The sequence below is a fragment of the Mesorhizobium sp. M0938 genome, from assembly GCF_040319125.1.
Classification (GTDB): domain Bacteria; phylum Pseudomonadota; class Alphaproteobacteria; order Rhizobiales; family Rhizobiaceae; genus Mesorhizobium; species Mesorhizobium robiniae.
Window position 1 is genome coordinate 298,142 of sequence record NZ_JAMYNS010000004.1, and the last position, 25,853, is coordinate 323,994.

Here is a 25,853-nt window from a genome sequence, read left to right on the forward strand (position 1 = left end):
GCACGTGGTGATGGGCAGCCAGACGACAGGGATGATCGCACCGGCCCCAAGCCCGTCCATAGATTAGCGGCGGCTCACCAAGTGTTAGAAACGCTAAACCTAATTATCGTTTCGTTATCACATCCGCCGCCAAAGAACTTATAGTGATTCCGTTCGCTCGATTGTTGCGGGGGGTTTCTGTGGCACTGCCGCCGGACTGGATGCCCGACGTTCCGATGAAGCGGGTCGTATGCCACTGGACGGCTGGCTCGCATTCGGCCGGCGATACCGACAAGGACGCCTATCATATACTTGTCGAAGGCAATGGCAGCCTCGTTAGGGGCCGGCCTTCCATCGCACTTAATTCCGGCAGGGTGAAATCAGGGTACGCAGCTCACACCCTCAACTGCAACAGCGGCTCGATCGGGGTTTCTCTGTGCTGCATGGCCGGAGCGGAGGAAAGGCCGTTCGACGCCGGCCGCTATCCAATGACGAGGACGCAATGGGATGCGCTGATTGTCGTCGTCACCGAACTTTGCAAATATTATCGCATCAAGGTCACGCCCAAAACGGTTCTTTCGCATGCCGAGGTCGAAAGCAGTCTCGGCATCGAGCAACGCGGAAAATGGGACTTTTCCCGCCTGCCTTTCGACCCGACGGTCGTTGGCGCGAGGGCCTGTGGCGACCGGCTGCGGCGGGATGTGACGGCGGCGATGGGGGCGATGCCTAATCTGCCGGTCAGACCGGGCCGTGACATGGCCCTCGAAACGGCCATCAGGCGTCTGCTCGATGAATTGTGGCCAATCCTGGCCAGAGGACTCCAAGCTGGCTTCAACACGCTGGTGCGGGAGATCCTCAAAAGGATGCGGTAAAGCGTGCAGCAGCCAAGCGGAAGGCAAATCCGCCCGGCTGCCGAATATCGATTGTCCCAGTTCGTTTTAGCCGCATTTCTGCGGCGCCACGCGTCCGTTTGGACGGGCTACGGAAGCTCCAGCATTTCGAACTATGGATTTGCGGATCATCCCGATCGCAAAGCGCGTTTCAATAGCGCTGACCTTTGTTCGGGGATCCTACGCTAGGCCCTGGCGGGCAGCGGATGGAGATCTGGAGCGGGTAGCGGGAATCGAACCCGCATATTCAGCTTGGAAGGCTGCTGCTCTACCACTGAGCTATACCCGCGCCTTTCAGTTAAAGCATCGGATTCATCCGAAAACCGATGCTTTTGCGTTTCAAGCCTCCGGGCTGGCAGTGGTGGAGAGGGTTGGATTCGAACCAACGTAGGCTAAGCCAACGGATTTACAGTCCGTCCCCTTTAACCACTCGGGCACCTCTCCAGCCTGCCGTCGAAGCCTTGCAACGAGGCATTCACGCTGATCAGGGTCGAAACCGCCTGGTTTTGTCCGAAATCAGCGAAGCGCCTTATGGCGGCAAGGCCATTGGGTGTCAACCGCGCAGCCAGGCTTTTTCGTTGTTGTTCGAAATCCGCCGCGACGTGCCATATCCTTAGCCGAAGTAGGCGGTTATAGAAGCCAGCCATGAGCAATAAATCAGGCACCCCAAAAGACACCCACTATGCCAAGCTGCGGCGCGCCCATCGCGACGAGAAGGTCGGCGGCGCGCCGGCGTTCAGGCCACGCCAGCCGGTGCCGCCCGGCGAGATCCCCGCCGATGGCCTGGTGCGGCTCTACGGCCTGCACACGGTGCGGGCAGCGCTCGACAATCCGCGCCGGCGGATCAAAAAGATGCTGGTGACGCGCAACGCGGCCGAGCGGCTGGCGATCGCCGATCTCGCCGCCCTGCCGTTCACGGCTGAACTAGTCGAGCCGAAGGACATCGACAAGGTCACCGGCTCCGATGCCGTCCATCAAGGCGTGCTGATCGAGGCCGAGCCGCTGAAGCCCAAGCGTCTCGACGCGCTCGGCGATACGACGCTGGTGCTGGTGCTCGACCAGGTCACCGACCCGCACAATGTCGGTGCGATCCTGCGCTCGGCAGTCGCCTTTGGCGCCGGCGCGCTGATCACCACGGCGCGCCACAGCCCGCATGAATCCGGTGTGCTGGCAAAATCGGCCTCCGGCGCGCTGGAGCATATCGACCAGATCGAGGTGAAGAACCTCGCCGACGCCCTCGGCCAGTTGCACGAGGCCGGCTTCCAGACCATAGGCCTCGATTCGGACGGACCGGCGGAACTCGAAAAGAGCTTTTCCGGGGAAAAGATCGCGCTGGTGCTGGGCGCCGAAGGCAAGGGCCTGCGCCAGAAGACCCGCGAAACGGTGACGACGCTCGCCCGGCTCGACATGCCCGGCGCCATCCGCTCGCTCAACGTGTCGAATGCCGCGGCGGTGAGCCTTTATGCAGCGAGGAAATTTTTGGCTGCCAAATAGGCGACTTGGATATGGCTGACCTGCGCTTCGCAAAACTTAACGAGAGCTGGAACGCCGATCCGAATGCGCCCCATCCCTCGGTGGAGCAGTCTGGCAACGATATCCTGCTCCGGTTCCTGCTCAACTCGTTTCAGTTCAAGCGATTTGTCGAAGGTGACGTGGGAATTCTTCGTTTCCGAAACTGCTCGCGATATCGAATTGACCCCACTAACGATCACGCTTGGTTCGGTGGCAGCTGTCGTTACAGCGCTTTAGCCCCTGGATGGGGGGAATTTTATGAGTTGGTTGGTGACGACCCGACCCTGGCTACCGTCAGCGATTGGAACATGATCGGTGACAAATTGCCCGTAGCCCGCCATTTCCTGTTTTATTTCCGTGACGAAATGTTCGAGTGCTTCGCAGAAGACTGGTCGTTTGAACATGTCGAAGCAAGTCCACCGCCTCGCCTCAACACTCGTCCGAGATTCGGGCAGCGGTGGCGCAATTTACTTGGACTGCACCGATAAGTGCCTATCCCACCTCATGCCCCGCCATTCGCTCCAACGCCCTCACCAGCGCTGAGTGATCCTCCTTCGCCCCGCCATTGGCCGTGCAGGAGTTGAACAATTGCTGCGTCGCGGAAGTATTGGGTAGCGCGATACCGAGCGCCTTGGCGCCTTCCAGAGCGAGATTAAGATCCTTCTGGTGCAGTTCGATGCGGAAGCCCGGGGCGAAGCTGCGCTTGATCATGCGCTCGCCATGGACTTCCAGAATGCGCGAGGCGGCGAGCCCGCCCATCAGCGCCTGTCGCACCTTGGCCGGGTCGGCGCCGGCTTTCGATGCGAAAACAAGGGCTTCGGCGACCGCTTCAATGGTCAGCGCGACGACGATCTGATTGGCGACCTTGGTGGTCTGGCCGACGCCGTTGGGGCCGACCAGCGTGATGTTCTTGCCCATCTTCTCGAACACCGGCCTGGCGCGCTCGAAAGCCTTTTCCTCGCCGCCCACCATGATGGTCAGCGATGCGGCCTTGGCGCCGACCTCGCCGCCCGACACCGGAGCGTCGAGATAGTCGCAGCCGAGATCGTTGATCTTCTTGGCAAAAACCTTGGTCTCGATCGGCGAGATCGAGCTCATGTCGATGACCAGTCTGCCCCCGGTTAGACCCGAGGCGACGCCGTTGTCGCCGAACAGCACATCGGCCACCTCAGGCGTGTCCGGCACCATGGTGATGATGATGTCGGCGGCCTTGGCCACGGCACCGTGGCCGGTAACGGTCTTCAAGCCTTTGGCGACGAGATCGGCCGGTGGCTTCGAGCGGTGGTCGCTGGCGACGACGGTATAGCCGGCGTCGAGCAGATGGCCCGCCATCGGCGCGCCCATGATGCCGAGGCCTATGAAACCGATGGTTTCCATTGATATCTCCCTGGTATTTTTCTAAGGCCGCGTTCCTTCGCGCCCCCTCTGGCCTGCCGGCCATCTCCCCCACAAGGAGGGAGATTGGATGCCGCCGCCGCTTTCGCCAATTTTAGAGGTCGGGAAAAAAGCCGGCGCCGAAACTGCCGAGCTCCTACCCGTGGGGAGATGGCCGGCAGGCCAGAGGGGGCACGAAGGAACTCGACCTCAATCGCGACTTTCCTGCACCTACGCCGCCGCACTGCCCTGCCCGGCAAACTCCCGGAACCAACCGAGTCCGGCTTCCGTCCCGGCCTTCGGCTTGTACTCCGCCCCGATCCAGCCGGAATAGCCGATGCTGTCGATGTGGTTGTACAGAAAGGGAAAATTGATCTCGCCCGTCCCCGGCTCATGACGGCCGGGATTGTCCGCTAGCTGGATATGCGCGATGCGGCCGAGGTTTGCCTCGATGGTGCGGGCGAGATCCCCCTCCATGATCTGCATGTGATAGATGTCATATTGCAGGAACAGGTTCTTCGAGCCGATGCGGTCGATCAGCGCCAGTGCCTGCTCCGAATAATTGAGGAAGAAGCCTGGAATATCGAGCGTGTTGATCGGCTCGATCAACAGCTTGATGCCGGCCTGTTCCAGCTTCTCCGCCGCGAAAGCCAGGTTTTCGACGAAGACGTCTTCCAGCACACTCCGTTCGACGCCCTGCGGCGCGATGCCGGCGAGGCAGTTGACCTGTTCGCAGCCCAGCGCATGCGCATAGGTGATCGCCTTGGCGACGCCTTGCCGGAACTCGGGAACGCGATCCGGCAACACGGCGATACCGCGCTCTCCCTTGGCCCAGTCGCCGGCCGGCAGGTTGAACAGCACCTGCGACAGGCCGTTCTTCTTCAGCCTCGCTGCAACCACCTCGGGCGCATGGTCATAAGGGCCGATATATTCGACACTCCTAAAGCCGGCGCGGGCGGCGACATCGAAGCGGTCGAGGAAATCATGCTCGCCAAAGAGCATCGAAAGATTCGCTGAAAAACGCGGCATTCACTTCTCCCATTCAATCGAGCATGACGATCGCCGTGGGGGCGTCTTCGTGATGTTCGGCAAGCTCCTCGAACTCGGTGATCTTGTCTATTTCGGTGCCCATCGAAATGTTGGTGACGCGTTCGAGGATGAATTCGAGTACCACCGGAACCTGGTATTCCTTCATCAGGCGCTGCGCCTGCTCGAAGGCGCCGGCGAATTCCTCAGGCCTGCGCACGCGGACCGCCTTGCAGCCCATGGCCTCGGCGACAGCGACATGATCGACGCCGTAGCCAGCCTCGGGATCGTCTTTGCGGTTGACGTTCTCGAAGGCGAGGCTGACCTCGAAATCCATCGAAAAACCGCGCTGCGCCTGGCGGATCAGGCCGAGATAGGCATTGTTCACGACGACATGGATGTAAGGCAATTTGTGCTGCGCGCCGGCCGCCAGTTCCTCGATCATGAACTGGAAATCATAGTCGCCGGACAGCGCCACGATGTTTCGGTGCGGATCGGCGGCGCGAACACCAAGTGCTGCTGGCAGCGTCCAGCCGAGCGGGCCGGCCTGACCGCAATTGATCCAGTTGCGCGGCTTGTAGACATGCAGGAACTGCGCGCCGGCGATCTGCGAAAGCCCGATCGTGGTGACATAGGTGGTGTCGCGGCCGAACGCCTTGTTCATCTCCTCATAGACGCGCTGCGGCTTCAGCGGCACCTGGTCGAAATGCGTCTTGCGCTTCATCGTCTTCTTGCGGCCCTGGCATTCCCTGGCCCAGCTCGACCAGTCGCGCAGCTTTCCCGCGGTCTTCCATTCGGTGGCGACGTCGAGCAGCATCTTCAGCGCCGCACCGGCATCCGACACGACACCGAGATCCGGCGCGAAGACACGGCCGATCTGGGTGGGCTCGATATCGACATGGATGAATTTTTTGCCTCTGGTGTAGACGTCGACCGAGCCGGTGTGGCGGTTCGCCCAGCGGTTGCCGATGCCGAAGACGAAATCGGCCTCGAGCGTCGTCGCATTGCCGTAGCGATGCGACGTCTGCAGCCCGCACATGCCGGCCATCAGCCGGTGGTCGTCGGGAATCGCACCCCAGCCCATCAGCGTCGGGATCACAGGCACGCCGGTGACCTCAGCGAACTCGATCAGCAAATCCGAAGCGTCGGCGTTGATGATGCCGCCACCGGCGACGATCACAGGCTTTTCAGCCGCGTTGAGCATCGCCAACGCCTTCTCCGCCTGGCCGCGCGACATTGCCGGCTTGAACGGCACCAGCGGCTCATAAGCATCGATATCGAACTCGATCTCGGCCAGTTGCACATCGACCGGCAGATCGATCAGCACCGGCCCCGGCCGCGACGAACGCATCAGGTGGAACGCCTTCTGCAACGCCATCGGCACCAGATAGGGCTCCATGACGGTGACCGCCCACTTGGCGACGGGTGCGGCGATGGCAGCGATGTCGACGGCCTGGAAGTCCTCCTTGTTCAGCCGCGCGCGCGGCGCCTGGCCGGTGATACAGAGTATCGGAATGGAATCGGCCGCGGCCGAATAGAGGCCGGTGATCATGTCTGTGCCGGCCGGACCCGAAGTGCCGACACACAGGCCGATATTGCCTGATTTGGCTCGGGTATAGCCTTCTGCCATGTGCGACGCCGCCTCGACATGGCGCGCCAGGATGTGGCGGATGGTACCCCTCGCCTTCAGCGCCGAATAGAACGGGTTTATCGCCGCGCCCGGCACGCCAAAGGCGCAGGAAATGCCTTCTTTTTCCAAAACGAGAACCGCTGCGTCGACCCCGCGCATCCTGGTCATTTCAGCCTCCACGGAATTTGTTGATGGCCGAGAATGCCAGTGCGCCGACTATTTTTCAATTTTTTCAGAATATTTTTTCATTTCTAAGAAATGGTCTCTACTAGCTGATTTAATTTCGTTTTCCGTTTTCCATGAACTCGGCGAGGAGGATCAGTGAAAAACTTTTTCATTGCGCATTTCGCGAAATCGGCAAGAATGCCGTCATGGAAACTGCCGAAAAACGCCAGCGCGGGCGCCCGCGTGCCTTTCACGGTCCGTCCGAAGCCGCTTCGGTGCAGTCGCTCGACCGGGCGCTGCGCATCCTTGCCATCGTCGCCGAAGGCAGCGGCCTGTCGCTGAGCGAAATCGCCGCGCAGAGCGGGCTCGCCGCGTCTACCGCCTACCGCATGCTGACGACGCTGGAAAACCACGGCATGGTCGAGTTCGACAACGCCGACCAGCTCTGGTCGATCGGCGTCGAGACCTATCGCATGGGCGCGGCATTTCTGCGCCGCCGCAAGCTGGTCGACCGCGCCCGCGCCGTCATGCAGGAATTGATGGAGAAGACCGGCGAGACCGCCAATCTTGGCGTCGCCGAGGATGATTGCGTCGTCTTCGTCAGTCAGGTCGAGACGCATCAGGCGATCCGCGCCTTCTTCCGGCCGGGCACGCGCAGTTCCTTCCATGCCTCGGGCATCGGAAAGGCGGTGCTGGCGCATCTCGACCCCGAACGTGTCGCCATCATCCTTCGCAAGGCCGGGTTGGAGCGCTTCACCGAAAACACGCTTTCCGACATTTCGGCACTGGCCCACGATTTGGTGAGGATCAAACTGCGCGGCTGGTCGGTCGACGATGAGGAGCGGCATCCGGGCATGCGCTGCGTCGCCGCCGCCATCTTCAACGAGTTCGGCGAGCCGATCGGCGGCGTTTCGGTCTCGGGGCCGACGGTGCGCGTCACACCGGAGCGGCTGGCCGAAATCGGCCCCCTGGTGCGTGAAGCCGCAACGGAAATAACCAGGATGATTGGTGGTCTGCCGCCCCCTTCTTCACCAAGCCGCGCCGCCGAACCGGGTTCACTCTTCGAGATTGGCGCTGCGCGCTCACCTTGACAGCCGCCTGGCTACGGCCAAGTTTGCGTCCACCTTCCGCCAGTCGACGCCCGAAAGACGCATGAGTCTCCAATCCGTCAAAGCCTTCTTCGCCGAATATGCCCCCGACATCGAGGTGATCGAAACGCCGACAAGCTCGGCGACCGTCGCGCTCGCGGCCGAGGCGCACGGCGTCGAGCCTGGGCAGGTCGCCAAGACCATCTGCCTGCGCGTCGGTGACCGGGTCATGCTGGTCGTCGCCCGCGGCGACGCGCGCATCGATAACCGCAAATCGCGCGATGCATTCGGCGGCAAGCCGCGCATGCTCGCTGCCGAGCAGGTGGCCGAAATCACTGGCCATCCGATTGGCGGCGTCTGCCCCTTCGGCCTCGCCTCGCCGTTGCCGGTCTATTGCGACGTGTCGCTGCGCGCCTACGATCAGGTCGTGCCGGCGGCCGGCGCAACCAATGCAGCGGTGAAAATAGGCGTCGAGCGCATGGCAGCGCTGACTGGCGCCGAATGGTGCGACATCTGTCAGGATGAGCTAGGCCCCGGGCACCGCGCTCCTGGTCGATAGGTCGTAGAAATCAAGCAGCATCGCCAGCCCAACTCCGCAGGCGGTGAAGATGAGGCCGGCGATGAAGATGCGGGTGGCGCGTTCATAAACGCGTCGCTGTAGAGATGTCGTGTCGAGCAGCAACCGCAGCGCTCGTATCTGCAAGGCAATGCCTATCAAAATCGGCACGACGGCTGCCAGGTGATAGATTTCCCAAGGGAGCGGGTTGGCGGCCCAATGCGTGATGAAGCCCAGCGAGAAAGCCAGTAGAATGCCGACGGTGGTGATCGTGCCGTTGCGGAAATCCGTCTCAATCTGCTCTTCCTTGGGTTGGTGCTCGTCCAAGCGCCCTCTCCCTCTGGTGCCTTCACCGCCAGACTAAGCTGTCGAAAAATCCTTGTACATCCGTCGCTGGAACCGGTTGCGGTGCCGGGTTCAATTTTCCAACCCAGACAGCTGAAAAAGGGGCAGTGGGTTCCCCTTTTTCCCTTGCCTGAAACGGTTCACTTCTCCTCAAAGCCGGCAGCGGCGACGTTCGCAGTCAGTACGCAATCATGACCAGTAGGCGGCGGAGGTCGACACCCCGCCGGCGGAAGGCTTCAGCCCATGCCGGTGATATGGCGCAGCCAGAAGGCGAGCGCGATGAAGCCGATGATGGTGGTGACGCCGGTCCAGTCGACGTTGGCGCTCTTCAGATCCTTGATCAGCTTCACCAGGAGAATCCAGGCCACGACGACGACCAGGGCAATGACGACAAGTCTGATCATGCGATACCCTCGCCCATGCGATTGCACCTTCAATCAATATAGGAAGCGAATTGGCCGTTTTCAGGATGCCCGCGCCGGCAGCTCCGGCGGGCTTATGGGAAACCAAAAACAGAGTTTTGTCTTTACTGGCGCAACAAATATGCTAACCGGAGCGCCGTGCCCTTGTAGCTCAGCTGGTAGAGCAGCGGTTTTGTAAACCGAAGGTCGGCGGTTCGATTCCGTCCGGGGGCACCAGCAAACCGCTTCTTGTGTGAGAGCCTTCCACGGTCGCTTGAAATCTGCTCATCCCCGATTTCCACAGGCCAGGCCCGTAGCACATCAGCTTCAACGCATATATCCCTGAATGGGAAACCACAGGTATTCCCCAGTGGGAAACCATAGGTATTCCCTAGTGGGAACAGAGGAGCCTCCGTTGGAGCAAAAACGTACGATCGCCCCCTTTATTGGCGGCATGTATGGTGGTCTTGCTGCCCTCGCGTTGGCGTTCGGTTTCCGCTTCCTGGTGGTTCCCGATCCTGATCCAACCTCGCAAGCGACGATAGTCCTTTCAGGACTGGCCTTTTCTGTTTGTTTCAGCCTGGCCTTCCTTCGCGAGCATAGACGCCAAATCGCTGCCGCCAGGGAATTTCTAAGCCGGCCAAGATCGTACTAATCCTTCCTGCCACGCGAAGCCCTTCGGATCACGTCTGGGCATCAAAAAAATTCAATCGAACCAACTGATGCAGCAGCGCAGGCGAACCGGCCGGCAACCCTGCCCTCCCGGCCACTTAATGCCATTTGATTAAAATGCACCTGTGTATATTAGCAATCGCTCAATTTAGCGCGTCGACAATGTCCGGGCGGCGGGTAAAATCAAATGGGTGATGTCATGCGAAGCGACTTCGCCGCTGCGCGCGAGCTCTTGGAGTGCGCCCAAAACCGGCTCTGCGGCATGGATGAAACGAGCCGACGCGTCAGCGAGGCGCTGGATTCCCTGATCGAGGAAATAGCCATCGCGGAATTCCGCAAGGCGCCACTGACCGTCGTGCCGTTTCCGCGCGCACGGCCCAAGCATGCTCGGTAAATTGCCGATCGTGCCCGCGGGGAGCCAACTATCTCTCTCGGGATTGCTTGGCGCGTTGGCCCCTTACGCTTTTTGGAGCACATGCTTTAAATAGATTTCGCGAAAGCTGCGGCACCGGGATCTTTTTCCCTGTGATGCGCGGTGTCCTGAAACTGCGAGCTGATCCATGTCACGCTGTGGAGATATCTACGAGAACAAGGTGACCGGCGAATATGCAGTGATCCTGCGCGGCACCGAAGACCGTGGCGAAGGGCCTGGCGTCGTTTATTTAACCGCTCGGCCGGGGGCCGCGGTGGTAGGCGAGCACTTCCACCCGAACATGATTGAACGTTTTACCGTCTTCAGCGGCCGGCTCGATGCCTGCATCGCCGGGAAGACTTTCTGTCTGGGACCTGGCCAATCCGCCACGGCCGAGGCAGGCGTTGCACATGATTGGTGGAACAGCAGCAAGACCGACGAGGCGCAGATCCTGATCGAAATCGAACGGGCTCACGGTGCGAACCACATTGACCCGAACCGTTTCGAACTGCTGATCGGCATGCTCTTCGGCCTGGCCAATGCTGGCAAGGTGGATAAGAAGGGCAGACCTTCACCGCTTCAAGCGGCGGTCATCGCCAGGGAATTTGCCGACGTGATCGTCTTCACGCGGCCCCCACCTGCGATCCAGCGGGTGGCTTTGAGTATCCTTGCACCTCTCGCCAATCTGCTTGGCTATCGGGCGATCGACCCCATCTACTGCAAACCGCACGCACATATCACTCCGGCCGCCGAAATCCTCGATCGAGCAGGCCTTCCTGCTACCTGATCTCGACACCGCATTTAGAGACGAACCCTTCTACGACGCGCTCACGACTTGACCAGACGCGCCCGTCTTGGTGAACGTGTTCCTCACCCGGACTGATTTGTAGACGTAGGCGACCCAAATTCCGGTCAGGGCAAAAGACACTATGGGCGCTATCAGCGCATTTCCGGCAAGCACCTGGCTCACTGGAATGCCAAGAACCGCTGAAATCCAAGCCGTGTCCAGAATAAACACGATTGGTATTACAAACCACTGGTACAGGAATAGCTGCTTGAAGCGGTAACTCCGCCGCAGCATCGTAACGAGCACAACCACCTGGAACACCACAAACGCCAGCAAGAGGGCAACCTCGCCATAGACCGCCAAAGTGCCATTCGGGAGCGTCATGAGCTGTCGGTAGCCTTCACTCGATGAACCCAATGAGACGAGTGTGCGTAGCGGGGAGAAAGCCTGAAGGATCGCAAGCAGCATTAGCCAGCCTCCAAATCCCACGAGGCTCGCTGGATTCTGTGAAGGTTTGATCGCAGACCGCACAGCGAAAAAGACAGGCACCCCAATCAGCAAAAGCAGTATTGCCCAGTGCCAGAACGAAAAACCCATTTACCCCTCCACCCATTTATGCAGCCTTAGGCTGTATCATGTTTTTAGAACAACTCAAGGGGGAGACTCTAATGAGCCGGTGCCTTTGACCAAAAAATTCGTTTCTCCTGACCGGTCCTGACAGAGTTACGCGCCTCAAACCCCAATCGCCGCCACCAGAATCCGGTTCTGCCTTCGTATCGCCGCCCGCAGCTCGGCAATTCTCGCCTCGTCGCGCTTCACGAACTCGATGAACATCATGTTCATGTTGTTGAACACGAGCTCGCCCAGCGCCTGCCCGTCGATATCCCGGCGCACCAGGCCGATCGCCTGCAGTCTCGCGATCAGCGCGCGGATCTGTTCAGTCAGTGCCCGGTCGAGCGCGGTGTAGGCTTGGCCGAACGGGCTGTCCGGCAGTTGCGTCGAGATCGCCATCGCCTGCCGCCACATCTCCTTGCTGAGATAATGCAGCGAATGCTCGATATAGATGCCGAGCAGCGTATCCAGCGCATCGCCGACATTGGCCGGCGGGTTGGCGACGACGCCGCGCCCGGCATTGAGCACCTCGTTGACCTCCATCGAAACGATGGCGCCGAGGATGTCGCCCTTGTTCTGGTAGTAATTGTAGATCGTGCCGACCGAGACCTCGGCCTGCGCCGCGATCGTCTCGATCTTGGCGCCTTCGTAGCCGGCGTCGCGAAAAAGCTCCGCCGCCGCCTCGATGATGCGGCGGTGCCGATCCGCCTTTTGCCTTGCCCGCAATCCACTCATATCGGCTATTTGCCATGAAAACAGAATTGACTCAATTTTAGAATTGGTTCAATTTTTTGCCAGAAGCCAAGAAGGCAAGGGAGAACACTCGATGTCCATGAATCCAAAGACCCCGAATCCAACGACTACGAACCCGCTTTCCGTTCTGAAGAGCCGTCTTCACACCGCATGTGCCGCGACAGCACTGCTGCTGGCGACGGGCAGCATTGCTCAGGCTGCTGATCTCAACGCCTTGATCTGGTGCGATCACGCCGACCCGGCGCTGCTGCAGCCCTTCGAGGCGGCCAACGGCGTCAAGGTCAATGTCAAGGAATTCGAGGGCACCGGCGCCGGCATGGCGATTGTCGAACAGTCGCAGCCCGGCGACTGGGATGTGATGGTGATCGACAGTATCGACATACCGCGCGGCGTCGAAAAGGGCCTGTTCGAGCCTCTGCCGGAAGACAAACTGCCGCTCGCCGACCTCTTTCCCCAGGTGAAGATGGACAGCTCCACCGTGGTCGACGGCAAGCGTTACGGCATCACCGAAAAATTCGGCTACAACACGATCGGCTACAACAAGACCAAGGTCGATCCCACCGACATGCAGTCGATGGCTGCGCTGACCAGCGACAAGTACAAGGGCAAGATCGCCATCTATGACTATTACCTGCCGGTCATCGGCATGGCAGCACTGGCGATCGGCAAGAAGACCGCCGAGCTGACCGAAGCCGACCTTCCTGCCATCAAGGAAGAGCTGCTCAAGATGAAAGCCAATGCCAAGCTGGTCGGCGAGGTGACTGCCAGCCAGACGGCGCTGGCGACCGGCGAGGTCGACATACTGGTCGGCGGTGGCGAGTGGGTGACGGCCGGACTGGCCAAGGAGAACCCTGCCCTCGACTTCTCGATTCCTAGAGAAGGTGCTGTGCTGTGGTCCCAGTCGCTGGCCATGTTCAAGGATTCCAAAAGCAAGGACATGGCGCTGAAATTCATCCAGTACATTATGAGCCCTGAAGGCCAGGCGCGGCTTGCCACCTCCGCCTGCTATTGGGGCATGCCGGCGAATGCCAAGGCGGCGCTGAGCGACGAGCAGAAGAAGATCCTGCGCTTCGACGAGCAGCCGGATTTCCTCGCCCGCGCCCAGTCCTATCCGGCGCCGAACGCCGATCTCGACAAGAAGATGCAGGACGTGTGGACCGAAATGCTGCAGGCGCAGTGACCGATCTCCGGTCGTGAACTCTGCCACAAACAGCGGGCGTGCCCTACCCCGGGCGGGCCGTGCCCTGCCCTGGGCGCTGGTCACGCCGGCGCTCGGCTGGACGCTGCTGTTCTTCGTCCTGCCTTTCCTGGCCATGGGGTTTTCCAGCCTGACTGCGCATGACGGCGGTGGCTTCACACTGTCCAACTACAGCCAGTTCTTCAATAACCCGGCCTATTGGCAGGCGATGGTGAACTCGCTGCAGGTCACTGCCATCGTCACAGTGGTTTCGGTGCTGCTCGCCTACCCCTTCGCCTGGATCCTGGCCGAACAGGTGCCGGAGCGCTGGCAGCGGCTGGCGCTGATGCTGGCCGTGCTGCCGTTCTGGACCTCCTATGTCGTGCGCTCCTACTCCTGGTTGCTGGTGCTGGCGCAGAACGGCGTGATCAACCGCGCGCTGACCGGCTCCGGCCTGTTCAGCGAGCCGGCGCAGCTCGCCAACACGCGGCTGGCCACAATTATCGGCTTCGTCCATTTCTTCGTCATGCTTTTGACGCTGACGATCTTCGCCAATCTGAAGCAGCTCAGCCCGAGCTACCGCAAGGCCGCCGCAGATCTCGGCGCCGGGCCGATACGCACGTTCCTGCATATTATCCTGCCGCTGACGCTCCCCGGCATCATGGTCGGCGCCTTTCTCACCTTTGTGCTGTGCATCGGCGACTACATCACACCGCAGATCCTCGGCGGCAACAACGAGCTTTTGATGCCGCAGCTGGTGATGATGCAGATCGGCCGGCGTGGCGACTTTCCGCTCGCGTCGGCGCTGTCGATCATCCTGATGGCGGTCGTTACCGTCGCCTATCTCGCCTGCGCTCGCTGGCTGAAGATCGAGCGGGCCTGAGATGCGCACTCTCGTCCGCATCACGTCCTGGGTCTACGCCGCCGCCATCTATGGTTTCATCTTCCTGCCGGTCGTCGTGCTGGTGCTGTTTTCGCTGCAGGCGACGTCGTTTCCGATCCCACCCTTCACCGGGCCGTCGCTGCGCTGGTACGACGCCGTGCTCGCCGACACGCGGCTGACCTCGGCACTAATCAATTCGCTTCTAGTGGCCGCCCTCTCTTCAGCTGCCGCGGTCACGTTGGGATTTCTCTCTGCCTGGGGCTTTGCACGCTTTGCCTTGCCGGCCTCGGCCCTGCTGCGCGGGCTGATCACGCTGCCGCTGACAGTGAGCTATCTCATCATCGGCATGGGGCTGCTGGTGCTGTTCAACTGGGCCGGCTTGCCAAAATCGCTGCTTGCCGCCGGCATCGGCCATGTCGTGATCAACCTGCCGCTGTGCTTTGCCATCATCTATAGCCAGATGGGCGACCACCAGATCAACATCGAACGCGCCGCGCGCGATCTCGGCGCGCCCGAATGGAAGGTGCTGCTGCTGATCACGGTGCCTGTCATGGCGCCGGCGATCTTTGCCGGTTTCTTCCTGTCGATGACCTTTTCCTGGGACGAGTTCGTGATCTCGTTCCTGCTGACGCGCTTCGACACCACGCTGCCCGTCGAGATCTGGAACCTGCTGCGCTCAGGCCTCAATCCCAAGACCAACGCCGTCGGCTCGCTGGTCTTCGCCGTCTCCATCGTGCTGGTGGTATTGTTCGAACTGATGCTGTTGCGGAGGAAGCCGGCATGACCGTGCCTTTGGTTGACGTCCGTGCCGTCTCGCATCGTTTCGGCCAGCACATAGTGCTGAAGAATGTGTCGCTGCAAATCGAGCCGGGCAGCTACACGATCCTGCTCGGGCCGTCGGGCTCCGGCAAGACGACTCTTTTGTCCATTCTCGGCGGCTTCGTCACACCAAGCGAAGGCAAGGTGCTGATCCGCGGCGAGGACTGCACCGCCGTGCCGCCCGCCAAACGCCCGACGACGACGGTGTTCCAGGACTACGCGCTGTTTCCGCATATGAGCGTCGGCGGCAATGTCGGCTTCGGCCTGCGCATGCAAGGCGTCGAGGCCGCGACACGGACCGCGCGGGCGCGCGAGGCACTGGCGCTGGTCGGTCTGGCCACTGCCTTCGACAAGAAGCCGCACCAATTGTCCGGCGGCCAGCGGCAGCGCGTCGCATTGGCGCGGGCGCTGGTGATCGAGCCGGCAGTGCTCTTGCTCGATGAACCGCTCGGCGCGCTCGATCTCAAGCTGCGACGGCAGATGCAGGACGAGCTGAAGGCGATCCAGAAGCGCGTCGGCACTGCCTTCATCCATGTCACCCACGACCAGGAAGAAGCGATGGCGCTGGCCGACCATTGCGTGGTGATGAATGATGGCCGCATCGAGGACGAAGGACCGCCCGAGCGCGTCTATGCGCGGCCGGCAACGCGGTTTTCCGCGACCTTCATGGGCGAAAGCACGCTGATTTCGGGAGCGGTGACGGCGACGAAGGACGGAACAATCACCGTCGCAACGCAGACTGGATCGTTCTCGCTGCCCGGCACATTGCCGGCCGGGACGGCCGTCGCCCTCGCCATTCGTCCGGAGCACCTCGTTTTCGGCGCGGCCGGCGGCGCGGTAAGGCTCGGCACGGCCACGGTGAGCGACGTGGTGTTTCAAGGCAGCTTCAAGCGCGTGCTTGCTGTCTCCGAGAAAGACCCTGCGGTGCACTTCATCGCCAAAGTCCCTGCCGCATCAGCCGTTCAGCCGGGCGAAATCGTTGCGGTCTCGTGCGACACTGGCGACATCATCCTTCTGGCGGGTTGAGCCATGGGCACGCTTCCAGTCATCGACGCCCCGCAATGGTACGAAACCATCCGCATGAGCGATGGCGTGACGTTGATCCACGAACCATGGATAAAACCGTTCTTCCGCTGCAATATCTGGCATGTGCGCGGCCGCGACCGCGATCTTCTGTTCGATACCGGCCTCGGCCATTTTAGTCTCAGGCGCGACGTGCCGCTGGTGAGCGAGCGCAAGCTCATTTGCGTGGCCAGCCACACGCATTTCGACCATATCGGCTGCCACCACGAATTTCCGGACCGCTGCGTTCATCGGGCCGAAGCAGAAATCCTCGCCGATCCGCGCAACGAATGGACGGTCGCCGACCGCTATGCGAATGATGAGATGTTCGATGGCATACCGACCGGATGGGACACGGGACGCTACCATATCCTGCCGGCGCCGGCCGGCCGCCTGCTTGGAGAAGGCGACGTCGTCGATCTCGGCGATCGTGCCTTCGAGGTGATCCACACGCCGGGTCATTCGCCCGGCGGCATCGCGCTCTACGAGAGGGAGACCGGCATCCTGCTTTCCGGCGACATCATCTATGACGGGCCGCTGATCGACGATGTCTATCATTCAGCCGTCGACGACTACGTCGAAACGCTGTTGCGGATGCGCGATCTCGATGTTGCGGTGGTGCACGGTGGCCACTTCCCGAGCTTCGGCAAGGTGCGCTATCGCCAGCTTATCGACGAGTATCTCGCACAAAAGCGGCAGGCCGGCTGCCATCTGCTGCAGGCGCGATAGGCATCGGCTTCTCGTAGGACGGCTTGCCCGGTGCCTAGCGAATTCACAAAGCCCTTTGAGGGCACGGTGTGCCGGCGGCGTCGCCGCAGCGTGAAGCCGTGGGCTGGGGTCTTAAACTCGTCTCTTCGGACTGGCGCACCAGTTGGGCAAAGGCAAGCGCAAAGCTTCCCAGCATCAGGACGATGATAATCAGGCGTGTTATCGGCAATAGATCGGTCCGACTGGCTAGCCCCCGCGCCACCCATCCACTGCCGGCTAACATGATCGATCCCGCTTTACGAGAGTTTAATCCCCGTCTTAACCATCACATTCGCCTGTCACTCGACACGATGCGCGAGAACCCGACTGGCGCGCTTCACGGCGCCCGTGTCGAGGGCAGCACTTGCCTCCTTTGCAGATTTGCCCGCCCATGCTAACCCGGCGCTGGCGCGGCCCCAGCAACCGGTCGCCACCAGCCGGTCGCCACCAACCTTCGCCATTGGGGAGCCATGAGCAAAGCCGCCAACCGTTTCGCCTTCGTCTCGTCCGGCACCGCCGACGCCAATGCGGCGCTGGAGAGCCTGTCGGCGCGCTATGGCCAGGCATCCATCGAAAATGCAGAGATCGTCGTCGCCCTCGGCGGCGATGGCTTCCTGTTGCAGACGTTGCGCGAGACGATGAGCACGGGAAAAAAAGTCTACGGTATGAACCGTGGCACCATCGGATTCCTGATGAACGAGTACCGCGCCAGTGGGTTGACGGGGCGCATTGCGGCAGCCGTTGCCGAAACGATCCGTCCCTTGGAGATGCAGGCGGTGACGGCAGAAGGCGAAACGATTTCGGCGCTGGCGATCAATGAGGTTGCGCTGTGGCGGCAATCCTACCAGACGGCCAAGATCCGTATCACCGTGGACGAGCAGATGCGGCTGGAGGAATTGAACTGTGACGGCGTGATGATCGCGACGCCGGCCGGTTCGACCGCCTACAATCTGTCCGCGCACGGGCCGATTCTGCCGCTCGACGCGCCACTGCTGGCGCTGACCCCGGTCAGTCCGTTCCGCCCGCGCCGCTGGCGCGGCGCGCTGCTCTCCAACAAGGCGATCGTTCGTTTCGACATTCTGGAGCCGGAAAAGCGGCCGGTGAACGCCGCCGCCGACCACACGGAGGTGAAGGCCGTAACCTCCGTCACGGTACGGGAATCGCCAACGGCGACAGCCACGCTGCTGTTCGATCCCAACCACTCTTGGAACGAGCGTATTCTCGCCGAACAGTTCCGCTATTGAACCGGCATCGTGACAGACAGCCCGATTAAGCATCGGGATTAAGGTTACGACTTCACAATCGTGCCATTCCGCGCCCGTTTCTGTTGACAAATCGTGGGCTTGCGCCTACCTGCAATACCAATCTTGCAGGCGCGCGGCGCTTGCCGCGACTGTTTATGTTGCGCCCCCGAACCAGCCAAAGACAGCCAAACTTGTCCTCAGACGCCCAGATCGCTCAAGAAGCGTTGACCTTCGCAGACCTCGGCCTGTCGCCGAAGGTCCTTTCCGCAGTTACCGATGCCGGTTACACCGAACCGACGCCGATCCAGGCTGGCGCCATTCCGCACGCCTTGCTCGGCAAGGATGTTCTGGGCATCGCCCAAACCGGCACCGGCAAGACGGCCTCGTTCGTGCTGCCGATGCTCACCCGCCTAGAAAAAGGCCGGGCCCGGGCCCGCATGCCGCGTACGCTGATCTTGGAACCGACGCGCGAGCTTGCCGCGCAGGTCGAAGAAAACTTCGTCAAATATGGCAAGAACCACAAGCTCAACATCGCACTGTTGATCGGCGGCGTGTCCTTCGACGAGCAGGACAAGAAGCTGGAGCGCGGCGCCGACGTGCTGATCGCGACGCCCGGCCGCCTGCTCGACCACCGCGAGCGCGGAAAGCTTCTGCTCAACGGCGTCGAGATCCTCGTCATCGATGAGGCCGACCGCATGCTCGACATGGGCTTCATTCCCGACATCGAGCGTATCTGCGAGATGATCCCGTTCACGAGGCAGACGCTGTTCTTCTCAGCGACGATGCCGCCTGAGATCACCAAACTCACCGAGAAATTCCTGCACGCGCCTGTGCGCGTCGAAGTTTCGAAGGCCGCATCCGCTGCGACCAACATTATCCAGCGGCTGGTGAAATCCGGCTCGAAACCCTGGGACAAGCGCGAGACGCTGCGCAACCTGATGAAGGCCGAGGATGCCGAGCTGAAGAACGCCATCATCTTCTGCAATCGCAAGATCGAGGTTTCGGAGCTTTTCCGCTCGCTGCTGAAGTATGATTTCGACGCCGGCGCGCTGCATGGCGACATGGATCAGCGCGCGCGCATGCAGATGCTGGCCAATTTCCGTGACGGCAAATTGCGCTACCTCGTTGCATCGGACGTTGCGGCCCGCGGCCTCGACATTCCCGATGTCAGTCACGTTTTCAATTACGATGTGCCCATCCATGCCGAGGATTATGTCCACCGCATCGGCCGCACCGGCCGCGCCGGCCGCTCGGGCAAATCCTTCACCATCGCCACCAAGTCCGACACGAAATACATCGACGCGATCGAACGGCTGATCGGCAACAAGATCGAGTGGCACGACGGCGATCTGTCGACGGTCGTCGCCAGCGAGGGCGGAGAGGACGACGCTCCCCGCCGTGGCCGCGGCGCGCCGCGCCGTGCCGGCCGCAAGGACGACGACCGCAAGGACAGGGGCGAACGCAAACCGCGCGAACGCCACGCTAGGCAAAGCCACGCTAGGCAAAGCGAAGATGCAGCACCGGATACTGTGGGCGAGCCGTTGGTGGCCGAGACCGCGGTCGCCGATGCCGGCGAGCGGCGCGCGCGCAAGGAAGCGATCCGCTCGGAAAATACCGAGCGCCAAGCTTCACCCGAACGCCAACCTTCATCTGAGCGTAAGGCTTCGTCCGATCGCAATCGCAACGAACAGCGTGCGCCGGAACGTGGCGATACCAGGCCGCAGCGCGACGGCAACCGCCCTGCCCGCAATCGCCAGGAAGACAATGACGCGACCGTCGGCTTCGGCGACGACATGCCCGCTTTCATGCGCATCGTGGCCAAGGTCTGACCACACAAGAAATTCTCAAATGCCAACGAAAACGGCCCCTTGCGGGGCCGTTTTCGTGTCTGACATTTGCTTTGCTCTGGTGTGGCCCGAAAGCTGGATCTCGACGTCCCGGTTCTAGGCGCGGTCGGCCGCCGCCGCGTCTCGCCGAAGCCGATGACCACGAGGCCGTCGACCGCGTTCCGTCGCCTCGTCTGATCCGGTGCCTACAGGTTTTTGAATTCTAGGCGGGACGGCAACATATCCAGAAACGCGCGAACTTTGGCTGAAGATGATCTGCCTTCCGGCCACACGGCGTGCATCGGTACCGGCATCGGCTCGAAGTCGCTTAAAACCACCTCTAGGCGGCCATCATCCACCAAATGCCTTATCTGCCAAAGGGGCGAGTAGCCCAAACCCAATCCGTGAACTGCGGCCGCATAGATCGGTGCCATCAAATTGGATCGAAAACCGCCAGCCACTTTCACCGCCCGAGGTTTCCCCTCGATCTGAAACATCCATTCACCCGGACGCTGGTCGGAGGTTCGAACAATGCAACTGTGCTTGCTCAGTTCCAAGGGATGCGTTGGTCGGCCACGGCGTTCAAGGTAGGAAGGCGAGCCAAATACGACGCGCCGCAACGCGCCCAAGCGTCTGGCTCGCAAGCTGGAATCCGGCAAATTGCCGATCCGTATCGCGAGATCGAGGCCATCGGTCCCAAGATCAACAAACCCATCGGCGAGTTGGAGGTCAACCTCGACCTGCGGATACATCTGCATGTAGTCGGCGATGACAGGTACAACGAAATCCGGGCCGAACAGAACTGGCGCGCTCACGCGCAGAATGCCTGATGGTTCCGATCGTTGGTTGGCGGCTTGAAGCCTGGCGTCGTTTATTTCGTCGATCGCGGGTTTGATGCGGTGGAAAAATACCAATCCGGCTTCGCTTGGTGTCGAACGGCGCGTCGTCCGCTGTACAAGCTCGACCCCGACGGATTCCTCCAGCGTCGCCAAAGACCGGCTGATCGATTGCAGCGAGCGGCTCAGCCGGCGTGCGGCGGCCGTCAAGCTTCCGTGCTCGACGACTGCCATGAAAGCTTCAAAATCATCTATCCGGCTCATGATGTCCATTTCTCTCGAAAATCGAGATAAACTATCGCAGATCCAAAGAATTGTAACGCTGTTCGAGACTTTTTATTTCCCTGGAAGAAATCCCGATAAGGGCAAGCTTCGGTCGAAGGGAATTGTCATGCGAGCACTCAATCCAACCGTTCTGGTCGTGGGCGCAACAGGCCGATTTGCCGGATTAATCGTGCCTCAACTTATCCGCCGCAATGCCAGCGTTCGAGCGCTCATTCGCGACCCCGCGAACGCCGAAAAGGCCCGGAGGCTCGGGGCATCCGAGGTCGTGACCGGAGATTTGCGCAACCCTCAGAGCCTCGAAAATGCCGTCGAGGGCGTCGACGGCGTCTTTCATATCGGACCGGCTCTTGCCCCCGATGAAGCAGCCATGGGTGTTGCCATGGTCGAGGCTGCAGCACGAGCAGGCGTTCGAAAATTCGTCTTCTCGTCGGTGATCCAGCCGACCAATACGAGGCTAAAAAACCATGCGAGCAAGGTGCCGGTCGAGGATGCTCTCTACTCGACGAAGATGGAATACACCATTCTGCATCCTGCCAATTTCATGCAGAACCTCGCAGCAGCCTGGCCGTTCATCGTTAGGGACGGCGTTTTCTCGGAACCGTTTCCAAAGACGGCAAAGCTGGCGCGTGTCGATTACCGCGATGTCGCTGAAGTGGCAGCGATCGCACTGACCGAAGCGCAGCTGTCTTATGCGACCCTTGAGCTGTGCGCGGACGGTATGCATAGCCGGGAAGAGATCGTGTCAATGATCAGCGAGGAACTTGGCCGCCCGATCTCTGCTGGCGAGCCGACCTTTGGCGAGTGGGCAGCGAATACCCGCCTTCCCCACGACGACCGCCAATTGCAGCTGCTGGCTAAAGTCCATGACCACTACGCCAAATATGGTCTCGGCGGAAACAGCCTGACATTGCGTGCCGCCTTGGGCCGCGAGCCGCGTTCGCTACGAAGCTTTATCCGAGAACTGGCCCTGCAAACGGCACAGAACGCCTGATCGCGCTCACGCATTTTCCGACTGGGAGACTTCCATGCAAGCATCACCGCAAAAGAAGACGTTGAAGCTGAGAAAACTGCCACCTTCCTACAGTGCTGTGGTCATGCCGTTCGTTCTTTCAATTCTCATGACCTGCATCATCTCGGCGGTTTCGACGGCGATCGGCACGGGCTGGACTAGCGGTTTCGTAGCGACCTGGTCATACGCATGGGGCGTATCATGGCTTGTTGCGTTTCCGAGCCTGCTGATTGTCCTTCCGATCGTGCGTCGGATCGTTGCGGCAATTGTCGATCAGCCGGTCCGACCCTAATCCAAACAGAAACGGCCCCTTGCGGGGCCGTCTTCATGTTCGATGCCGGCTTGCTCAGGTGAGCGGTGAAAGCTGGATCTCGACGCGGCGGTTCTGGGCGCGGCCGTCGGCCGTTGCGTTGGAAGCGATCGGACGCGTCTTGCCGAAGCCGGTGACGGCGAAGCGGCGAGAATCGACGCCCTGCCCTGACAGATAGTTGGCGACGGCCAGCGCGCGGCGCTGCGACAGGTCGAAATTATGTTGGTCGCCACCGGTAGAGTCGGTGTGGCCGAACACGTCGACCGTGGTCTGCCGGAACTTGTTCAGCACAAGTGCGACCGAATTCAACACCTGATAGAAGCCGGGCTTCACCGCGTCCTGGTCAACGTTGAAGGTGATGTCGGACGGCATGTTGAGAATGATCTGGTCGCCGGTGCGGGTAACGCTGACGCCGGTACCCTGAAGCTGCCGTCGCAGTTCGGCCTCGTTCTGGTCCATGTGCGCGCCGATGGCGCCGCCGGCGAGCGCGCCGACGCCAGCCCCGATCAGCGCATTACGGCGATCGTTGCCGCCGGCAAGCAGGCCGAGCCCAGCACCCGCCAGTGCGCCGATGCCGGCGCCGGCCGCAGTATTGGAAACCTTCTGCTCTCCGGTATACGGATCGGTGGTGGTGCAGGCGCTCACGAGTACAGCCGTCGCCACGGCGACGAGCACAGTCTTTTTCATTGGGTAGTCCCTCTTCAAACCGCGGCCACGCCGACGGCGCGCCATATCAGCCCTTCCGGGTTCGTTGTAACATGAAATGCGGCGAAAAGCGGAACGGGAAAAGCGGCTGGCTATGGCTTTTCCCGGTCAATTCCACAGCCGCGATGTTGCGCGATTTCGATCGGCTACCAGAGATTCTTGCCGTCGATGACGACGACCTCGATCTGGCCGAGGTCAAAGTCGTCGAACAGGCGCGAGTTCACGCTGATCTTCGGGTTGTCGAAGTCCGGCTTGCCGGTCGACCAGTCCGGGGTTTCGGTGAAAGTGCCGCAGCCGCAGGTGGCGCAGAAGCCGTGTTTGATCGTTTTCGACCCCCACCGGTAGAACGAGACATTCTTGAGCGGGCTGGTGAGCTTGAATTGCGACGGCGTGTAATAGGCCCACAACGAGCCGCGCTTCGAGCAGAAGGAGCAGGTGCATTGCGTCACCGTTTGCGGCGCCTCCGAAACCTCGAATGTCGTCGCTCTGCAGTGGCAGCTTGCCTTTATGGTCATGAACGACTTCCTCACGATTGCCTACCGTCTGCGCGACAAGGCAAAGACGCTTCTGACAACCGTCTGTCAGCAGGCCCGCTTGCCTGCGTCAGACGCTTAGTGCTTCAATCTTTTTTGATGCAAGTCGTCATCCCAAAACCGCTGCGCACCCTCGGGTCAGGCCCGTGGGCAAGCTTTTGGGCGACATGCACTAAAACGATGACGGCGGCACGAACAGGCAGATGGTCTTTCCATCATTGGCGCCGGCAACCGAGCACCAGTGATATTCGCCATCGGGCGAATTCTTGATCCGTGTGTCGGTGTAGGCCACGACCTCGCCTGTCCCCTTGATGACGTAGCCCTCCGGGCGCTCGCTGATCGACGTTTGCGAGACCGCGCGGCAATCATAGCCCGAGCAGCAGGAGAAAGGGTAACTCCAGCCTTGCGGCTTCGCCGCGGTCGGCTTGGCGTCATGCGCCAGAGCGGGTGCTGCAAATGTCACGATGGCGGCCGTCACAGCCACCACCGCGATGATTGAATTCAGGAGGCGGCGCGCCGTGTTGACGGCTGAGGCCGGTCGGGTTGTGAAAGCAGGCATGGGCGCAATTCCTATCGACGGTTGTCAAGCGTTTCGCTTGCCCGTTCCCGGAACGTGTCTTCCCAGTGGCCGGATCGTCAGGTCGCAGATACGCCGCGTCCGGCCATAAATGCTTTTTTCCCCCAGCCTTCGAATGCTGGGCTGATTCCTTTGTTGGCGCAAGAAAATTGCTGTGCAAGCTGAGCGCCGACATCTGCAGCCGGAACCAGACTGCCGGGGTCGACGAGAGTGACTTCATCAACCCCGGCAGACGGGATCGCAGATAACGAGATTCAGCTCGCAGTGGTTCCTGGCTAGGCGCCCGCAGGCCGGCAGAATCTACCCCTGAAGTAGAAGTCGTTCTGAAAAATCGATGAAAAAACAACGCTATAAAGCGACCGCTCAATTAGAGTGAGAGCCTGTTACTCTAGCGTGATGTTGCTTGCTGCTTTGACGTCGGAGCTTCAGTCGATATCGGCAACCATTTCGCCGGCGCCGCCCTCGATGCGCTGCGACAGCGAGGCCTCCATGAAATCGTCGAGGTCCCCGTCCAGCACGCTTGACGGGCTTGTGCTCTCGACGCCTGTGCGCAGATCCTTCACCAGCTGGTAGGGCTGCAGCACGTAGGAGCGGATCTGGTGGCCCCAGCCGATATCGCTCTTCGACGCTTCGGTGGCGTTCGCCACCGCCTCGCGCTTTTTCAGCTCTTCCTCGTAGAGCCGCGAGCGCAGCATCTCCCAGGCCTTCGCCTTGTTCTTGTGCTGGGAGCGCTCGGCTTGGCAGGCGACCGCAATGCCGGTGGCGAGATGGGTGATGCGGACCGCCGAATCGGTGGTGTTGACGTGCTGGCCGCCCGACCCGGACGACCGATAGGTGTCGATGCGGACATCCGATTCGGATACGTCGATCTCGATCGTGTCGTCGATCACGGGATAGACCCAGACGCTGGCGAAGGACGTGTGACGGCGCGCATTGCTGTCATAAGGCGAAATACGCACGAGACGGTGGACGCCGGATTCCGTCTTCAGCCAACCATAGGCATTGTGGCCCTTGATCAGCAGCGTAGCGGACTTGATGCCGGCCTCTTCGCCGTCATGGACTTCCAGCACCTCGACCTTGAAGCGGCGGCGCTCGGCCCAACGCGTGTACATGCGCAGAAGCATCGAGGCCCAGTCCTGGCTTTCGGTGCCGCCGGCGCCGGCATGGACTTCGAGATAGCTGTCGTTGGCGTCCGCCTCGCCAGAAAGCAGCGTCTCGATCTGGCGGGCCTTTGCCTCGCCGCGCATCGAGCGGATCGCCGCTTCCGCCTCGGCGACGACGCTCTCGTCGCCCTCCTCCTGGCCAAGCTCGATCAGGCCGATATTGTCTTCCAGCGCCTGGGTGAGGCCTTTGACCGCGGCGATCCCGTCCTCGAGCCCCTGACGCTCACGCATCAGCTTCTGCGCCTCCAGCGGCTCGTTCCAGAGGCTCGAATCCTCGGCTCGCACATTCAGGTATTCAAGCCGCTTTATAGCTTGATCCCAGTCAAAGATGCCTCCTCAGCAGGGTTATCGCCTGCCTGATCTCATCGACAATATTCTGCGTTTCCGCGCGCATGGCTGGCCGTTCTGTCCTGTTCTGAAATGATGCCCGTTAACTGAAAATAGCGCTCGGGGTTGGCGCGATACATAGGGACGG

Annotated in this window: 29 protein-coding genes and 3 tRNA genes; 18 read left to right on the top strand and 14 right to left on the bottom strand. The window is 60.9% G+C overall.

From position 1 onward, the window contains the following. The first annotated feature begins 179 nt into the window (after window positions 1-179). Window positions 180-851: a peptidoglycan recognition protein family protein gene (locus NKH73_RS09080; protein WP_352930446.1), complete on the top strand. Its 672-nt coding sequence runs from the start codon at window positions 180-182 to the stop codon at window positions 849-851. Between the two features lie 233 nt (window positions 852-1,084). Here NKH73_RS09080 and NKH73_RS09085 read toward each other — a convergent pair. Together NKH73_RS09085 and NKH73_RS09090 are read right to left on the bottom strand one after the other, a co-directional pair. Next, a tRNA-Gly gene (locus NKH73_RS09085) sits at window positions 1,085-1,158 on the bottom strand. Window positions 1,159-1,228: 70 nt separating this feature from the next. After that, window positions 1,229-1,313, bottom strand: a tRNA-Tyr gene (locus tag NKH73_RS09090). Window positions 1,314-1,514: 201 nt separating this feature from the next. Between NKH73_RS09090 and NKH73_RS09095 the strand changes: the two genes are divergently transcribed. Continuing rightward, window positions 1,515-2,363 carry a TrmH family RNA methyltransferase gene (locus tag NKH73_RS09095; protein ID WP_352930448.1) on the top strand — a complete coding sequence of 283 codons (849 nt, stop codon included), beginning with the start codon at window positions 1,515-1,517 and terminating at the stop codon, window positions 2,361-2,363. A gap of 11 nt (window positions 2,364-2,374) precedes the next feature. Next, window positions 2,375-2,869 carry a hypothetical protein gene (locus NKH73_RS09100; RefSeq protein ID WP_352930450.1) on the top strand — a complete coding sequence of 165 codons (495 nt, stop codon included), beginning with the start codon at window positions 2,375-2,377 and terminating at the stop codon, window positions 2,867-2,869. Between the two features lie 4 nt (window positions 2,870-2,873). Here NKH73_RS09100 and NKH73_RS09105 read toward each other — a convergent pair whose 3' ends face one another. The 3 genes from NKH73_RS09105 to gcl all read right to left on the bottom strand — a co-directional run bounded on the left by NKH73_RS09105 (window position 2,874) and on the right by gcl (window position 6,579). Continuing rightward, window positions 2,874-3,764, bottom strand: coding sequence for a 2-hydroxy-3-oxopropionate reductase (locus NKH73_RS09105; protein WP_352930759.1), 891 nt, complete (start codon window positions 3,762-3,764; stop codon window positions 2,874-2,876). A gap of 222 nt (window positions 3,765-3,986) precedes the next feature. After that, entirely contained in the window at window positions 3,987-4,784 is a 798-nt protein-coding gene (gene hyi, locus NKH73_RS09110) for a hydroxypyruvate isomerase (protein WP_352930452.1), read from the bottom strand. A gap of 13 nt (window positions 4,785-4,797) precedes the next feature. Next, window positions 4,798-6,579 carry a glyoxylate carboligase gene (gene gcl, locus NKH73_RS09115; protein WP_352930454.1) on the bottom strand — a complete coding sequence of 594 codons (1,782 nt, stop codon included), beginning with the start codon at window positions 6,577-6,579 and terminating at the stop codon, window positions 4,798-4,800. Window positions 6,580-6,782: 203 nt separating this feature from the next. On the opposite strand from gcl, the gene bhcR reads away from it, so the two are divergent. Both bhcR and NKH73_RS09125 read left to right on the top strand, forming a co-directional pair. Further along, a complete protein-coding gene (gene bhcR / locus NKH73_RS09120; RefSeq protein WP_352930456.1) occupies window positions 6,783-7,667 on the top strand; it encodes an HTH-type transcriptional regulator BhcR in 885 nt (294 codons plus the stop codon). Between the two features lie 61 nt (window positions 7,668-7,728). Continuing rightward, window positions 7,729-8,223: a YbaK/EbsC family protein gene (locus NKH73_RS09125; RefSeq protein WP_352930458.1), complete on the top strand. Its 495-nt coding sequence runs from the start codon at window positions 7,729-7,731 to the stop codon at window positions 8,221-8,223. On the opposite strand, the gene NKH73_RS09130 is transcribed toward NKH73_RS09125, so the two are convergent. Both NKH73_RS09130 and NKH73_RS09135 read right to left on the bottom strand, forming a co-directional pair. Beyond that, window positions 8,191-8,547 (bottom strand): hypothetical protein, encoded by a 357-nt coding sequence (locus NKH73_RS09130; protein WP_352930460.1) that lies wholly within the window; start codon window positions 8,545-8,547, stop codon window positions 8,191-8,193. The two genes, NKH73_RS09125 and NKH73_RS09130, sit on opposite strands and share 33 nt — an antisense overlap. A 254-nt stretch (window positions 8,548-8,801) precedes the next feature. Continuing rightward, window positions 8,802-8,969 (bottom strand): hypothetical protein, encoded by a 168-nt coding sequence (locus tag NKH73_RS09135; RefSeq protein ID WP_352930462.1) that lies wholly within the window; start codon window positions 8,967-8,969, stop codon window positions 8,802-8,804. Between the two features lie 158 nt (window positions 8,970-9,127). Between NKH73_RS09135 and NKH73_RS09140 the strand changes: the two genes are divergently transcribed. The 4 genes from NKH73_RS09140 (at window position 9,128) to NKH73_RS09155 (ending at window position 10,837) form a co-directional block, all read left to right on the top strand. After that, a tRNA-Thr gene (locus tag NKH73_RS09140) sits at window positions 9,128-9,203 on the top strand. Between the two features lie 178 nt (window positions 9,204-9,381). Further along, window positions 9,382-9,621, top strand: a complete 240-nt coding sequence (locus tag NKH73_RS09145; RefSeq protein WP_352930464.1) for a hypothetical protein — start codon at window positions 9,382-9,384, stop codon at window positions 9,619-9,621. A 216-nt stretch (window positions 9,622-9,837) separates the two neighbouring features. After that, window positions 9,838-10,032, top strand: a complete 195-nt coding sequence (locus NKH73_RS09150) for a hypothetical protein (RefSeq protein WP_352930466.1) — start codon at window positions 9,838-9,840, stop codon at window positions 10,030-10,032. A 199-nt stretch (window positions 10,033-10,231) separates the two neighbouring features. Continuing rightward, complete coding sequence (locus tag NKH73_RS09155) at window positions 10,232-10,837, top strand: cupin domain-containing protein (RefSeq protein ID WP_352930468.1); 606 nt, start codon at window positions 10,232-10,234, stop codon at window positions 10,835-10,837. A gap of 30 nt (window positions 10,838-10,867) precedes the next feature. Here the strand turns inward: NKH73_RS09155 and NKH73_RS09160 are convergent, their stop codons facing one another. Together NKH73_RS09160 and NKH73_RS09165 are read right to left on the bottom strand one after the other, a co-directional pair. Next, window positions 10,868-11,434 carry a DUF2569 family protein gene (locus NKH73_RS09160; protein WP_352930470.1) on the bottom strand — a complete coding sequence of 189 codons (567 nt, stop codon included), beginning with the start codon at window positions 11,432-11,434 and terminating at the stop codon, window positions 10,868-10,870. Window positions 11,435-11,569: 135 nt separating this feature from the next. Beyond that, on the bottom strand, window positions 11,570-12,184 hold the full coding sequence (locus NKH73_RS09165; protein WP_352930472.1) for a TetR/AcrR family transcriptional regulator: 615 nt from the start codon (window positions 12,182-12,184) through the stop codon (window positions 11,570-11,572). 91 nt (window positions 12,185-12,275) lie between these two features. Between NKH73_RS09165 and NKH73_RS09170 the strand changes: the two genes are divergently transcribed. From NKH73_RS09170 to NKH73_RS09200, 7 genes are all read left to right on the top strand, one after another. Beyond that, window positions 12,276-13,382, top strand: coding sequence for a polyamine ABC transporter substrate-binding protein (locus tag NKH73_RS09170; RefSeq protein ID WP_352930474.1), 1,107 nt, complete (start codon window positions 12,276-12,278; stop codon window positions 13,380-13,382). 13 nt (window positions 13,383-13,395) lie between these two features. Beyond that, window positions 13,396-14,262 (top strand): ABC transporter permease, encoded by an 867-nt coding sequence (locus NKH73_RS09175; RefSeq protein ID WP_352930476.1) that lies wholly within the window; start codon window positions 13,396-13,398, stop codon window positions 14,260-14,262. 1 nt (window position 14,263) lies between these two features. Further along, complete coding sequence (locus tag NKH73_RS09180; protein ID WP_352930478.1) at window positions 14,264-15,046, top strand: ABC transporter permease; 783 nt, start codon at window positions 14,264-14,266, stop codon at window positions 15,044-15,046. After that, window positions 15,043-16,107 carry an ABC transporter ATP-binding protein gene (locus NKH73_RS09185; RefSeq protein ID WP_352930480.1) on the top strand — a complete coding sequence of 355 codons (1,065 nt, stop codon included), beginning with the start codon at window positions 15,043-15,045 and terminating at the stop codon, window positions 16,105-16,107. Before NKH73_RS09180 ends, NKH73_RS09185 begins: the two co-directional genes overlap by 4 nt. Before the next feature lie 3 nt (window positions 16,108-16,110). Then, window positions 16,111-16,872, top strand: a complete 762-nt coding sequence (locus NKH73_RS09190; RefSeq protein WP_352930482.1) for an MBL fold metallo-hydrolase — start codon at window positions 16,111-16,113, stop codon at window positions 16,870-16,872. Between the two features lie 488 nt (window positions 16,873-17,360). Next, on the top strand, window positions 17,361-18,134 hold the full coding sequence (locus NKH73_RS09195) for an NAD kinase (protein ID WP_352930484.1): 774 nt from the start codon (window positions 17,361-17,363) through the stop codon (window positions 18,132-18,134). A 191-nt stretch (window positions 18,135-18,325) separates the two neighbouring features. Beyond that, window positions 18,326-19,963, top strand: a complete 1,638-nt coding sequence (locus tag NKH73_RS09200) for a DEAD/DEAH box helicase (RefSeq protein ID WP_352930486.1) — start codon at window positions 18,326-18,328, stop codon at window positions 19,961-19,963. A 203-nt stretch (window positions 19,964-20,166) separates the two neighbouring features. On the opposite strand, the gene NKH73_RS09205 is transcribed toward NKH73_RS09200, so the two are convergent. Further along, window positions 20,167-21,060 (bottom strand): LysR family transcriptional regulator, encoded by an 894-nt coding sequence (locus tag NKH73_RS09205; RefSeq protein ID WP_352930488.1) that lies wholly within the window; start codon window positions 21,058-21,060, stop codon window positions 20,167-20,169. 127 nt (window positions 21,061-21,187) lie between these two features. Between NKH73_RS09205 and NKH73_RS09210 the strand changes: the two genes are divergently transcribed. Both NKH73_RS09210 and NKH73_RS09215 read left to right on the top strand, forming a co-directional pair. Continuing rightward, window positions 21,188-22,072 carry an NmrA/HSCARG family protein gene (locus tag NKH73_RS09210; RefSeq protein WP_352930761.1) on the top strand — a complete coding sequence of 295 codons (885 nt, stop codon included), beginning with the start codon at window positions 21,188-21,190 and terminating at the stop codon, window positions 22,070-22,072. 34 nt (window positions 22,073-22,106) lie between these two features. Further along, complete coding sequence (locus tag NKH73_RS09215) at window positions 22,107-22,382, top strand: DUF2798 domain-containing protein (RefSeq protein WP_352930490.1); 276 nt, start codon at window positions 22,107-22,109, stop codon at window positions 22,380-22,382. Between the two features lie 54 nt (window positions 22,383-22,436). Here the strand turns inward: NKH73_RS09215 and NKH73_RS09220 are convergent, their stop codons facing one another. From NKH73_RS09220 to prfB, 4 genes are all read right to left on the bottom strand, one after another. Then, a complete protein-coding gene (locus tag NKH73_RS09220) occupies window positions 22,437-23,087 on the bottom strand; it encodes a YiaD family glycine zipper/OmpA-like lipoprotein (protein WP_352930492.1) in 651 nt (216 codons plus the stop codon). A 164-nt stretch (window positions 23,088-23,251) separates the two neighbouring features. Beyond that, window positions 23,252-23,620 carry a GFA family protein gene (locus NKH73_RS09225; protein WP_352930494.1) on the bottom strand — a complete coding sequence of 123 codons (369 nt, stop codon included), beginning with the start codon at window positions 23,618-23,620 and terminating at the stop codon, window positions 23,252-23,254. Between the two features lie 190 nt (window positions 23,621-23,810). Further along, window positions 23,811-24,197 carry a hypothetical protein gene (locus NKH73_RS09230; RefSeq protein WP_352930496.1) on the bottom strand — a complete coding sequence of 129 codons (387 nt, stop codon included), beginning with the start codon at window positions 24,195-24,197 and terminating at the stop codon, window positions 23,811-23,813. 443 nt (window positions 24,198-24,640) lie between these two features. After that, window positions 24,641-25,772 (bottom strand): peptide chain release factor 2 gene (gene prfB, locus NKH73_RS09235; RefSeq protein WP_352930498.1). Its coding sequence is split into 2 segments (ribosomal slippage): window positions 24,641-25,705 and window positions 25,707-25,772, totalling 1,131 coding nucleotides; the frame shifts between segments, so codons are not numbered across the junction. Window positions 25,773-25,853 lie beyond the last annotated feature (81 nt).

What these genes read in the sequence shown, in the direction of transcription:
- NKH73_RS09095 (WP_352930448.1), top strand. Translation starts at nt 1,515, where the DNA reads ATGAGCAATAAATCAGGCACCCCAAAAGACACCCACTATGCCAAGCTG.
- NKH73_RS09100 (WP_352930450.1), top strand. Translation starts at nt 2,375, where the DNA reads ATGGCTGACCTGCGCTTCGCAAAACTTAACGAGAGCTGGAACGCCGAT.
- hyi (WP_352930452.1), bottom strand. Translation starts at nt 4,784, where the DNA reads ATGCCGCGTTTTTCAGCGAATCTTTCGATGCTCTTTGGCGAGCATGAT.
- gcl (WP_352930454.1), bottom strand. Translation starts at nt 6,579, where the DNA reads ATGACCAGGATGCGCGGGGTCGACGCAGCGGTTCTCGTTTTGGAAAAA.
- bhcR (WP_352930456.1), top strand. Translation starts at nt 6,783, where the DNA reads ATGGAAACTGCCGAAAAACGCCAGCGCGGGCGCCCGCGTGCCTTTCAC.
- NKH73_RS09125 (WP_352930458.1), top strand. Translation starts at nt 7,729, where the DNA reads ATGAGTCTCCAATCCGTCAAAGCCTTCTTCGCCGAATATGCCCCCGAC.
- NKH73_RS09135 (WP_352930462.1), bottom strand. Translation starts at nt 8,969, where the DNA reads ATGATCAGACTTGTCGTCATTGCCCTGGTCGTCGTCGTGGCCTGGATT.
- NKH73_RS09150 (WP_352930466.1), top strand. Translation starts at nt 9,838, where the DNA reads ATGCGAAGCGACTTCGCCGCTGCGCGCGAGCTCTTGGAGTGCGCCCAA.
- NKH73_RS09160 (WP_352930470.1), bottom strand. Translation starts at nt 11,434, where the DNA reads ATGGGTTTTTCGTTCTGGCACTGGGCAATACTGCTTTTGCTGATTGGG.
- NKH73_RS09165 (WP_352930472.1), bottom strand. Translation starts at nt 12,184, where the DNA reads ATGAGTGGATTGCGGGCAAGGCAAAAGGCGGATCGGCACCGCCGCATC.
- NKH73_RS09170 (WP_352930474.1), top strand. Translation starts at nt 12,276, where the DNA reads ATGTCCATGAATCCAAAGACCCCGAATCCAACGACTACGAACCCGCTT.
- NKH73_RS09180 (WP_352930478.1), top strand. Translation starts at nt 14,264, where the DNA reads ATGCGCACTCTCGTCCGCATCACGTCCTGGGTCTACGCCGCCGCCATC.
- NKH73_RS09185 (WP_352930480.1), top strand. Translation starts at nt 15,043, where the DNA reads ATGACCGTGCCTTTGGTTGACGTCCGTGCCGTCTCGCATCGTTTCGGC.
- NKH73_RS09190 (WP_352930482.1), top strand. Translation starts at nt 16,111, where the DNA reads ATGGGCACGCTTCCAGTCATCGACGCCCCGCAATGGTACGAAACCATC.
- NKH73_RS09195 (WP_352930484.1), top strand. Translation starts at nt 17,361, where the DNA reads ATGAGCAAAGCCGCCAACCGTTTCGCCTTCGTCTCGTCCGGCACCGCC.
- NKH73_RS09205 (WP_352930488.1), bottom strand. Translation starts at nt 21,060, where the DNA reads ATGAGCCGGATAGATGATTTTGAAGCTTTCATGGCAGTCGTCGAGCAC.
- NKH73_RS09210 (WP_352930761.1), top strand. Translation starts at nt 21,188, where the DNA reads ATGCGAGCACTCAATCCAACCGTTCTGGTCGTGGGCGCAACAGGCCGA.
- NKH73_RS09215 (WP_352930490.1), top strand. Translation starts at nt 22,107, where the DNA reads ATGCAAGCATCACCGCAAAAGAAGACGTTGAAGCTGAGAAAACTGCCA.
- NKH73_RS09220 (WP_352930492.1), bottom strand. Translation starts at nt 23,087, where the DNA reads ATGAAAAAGACTGTGCTCGTCGCCGTGGCGACGGCTGTACTCGTGAGC.
- NKH73_RS09225 (WP_352930494.1), bottom strand. Translation starts at nt 23,620, where the DNA reads ATGACCATAAAGGCAAGCTGCCACTGCAGAGCGACGACATTCGAGGTT.
- NKH73_RS09230 (WP_352930496.1), bottom strand. Translation starts at nt 24,197, where the DNA reads ATGCCTGCTTTCACAACCCGACCGGCCTCAGCCGTCAACACGGCGCGC.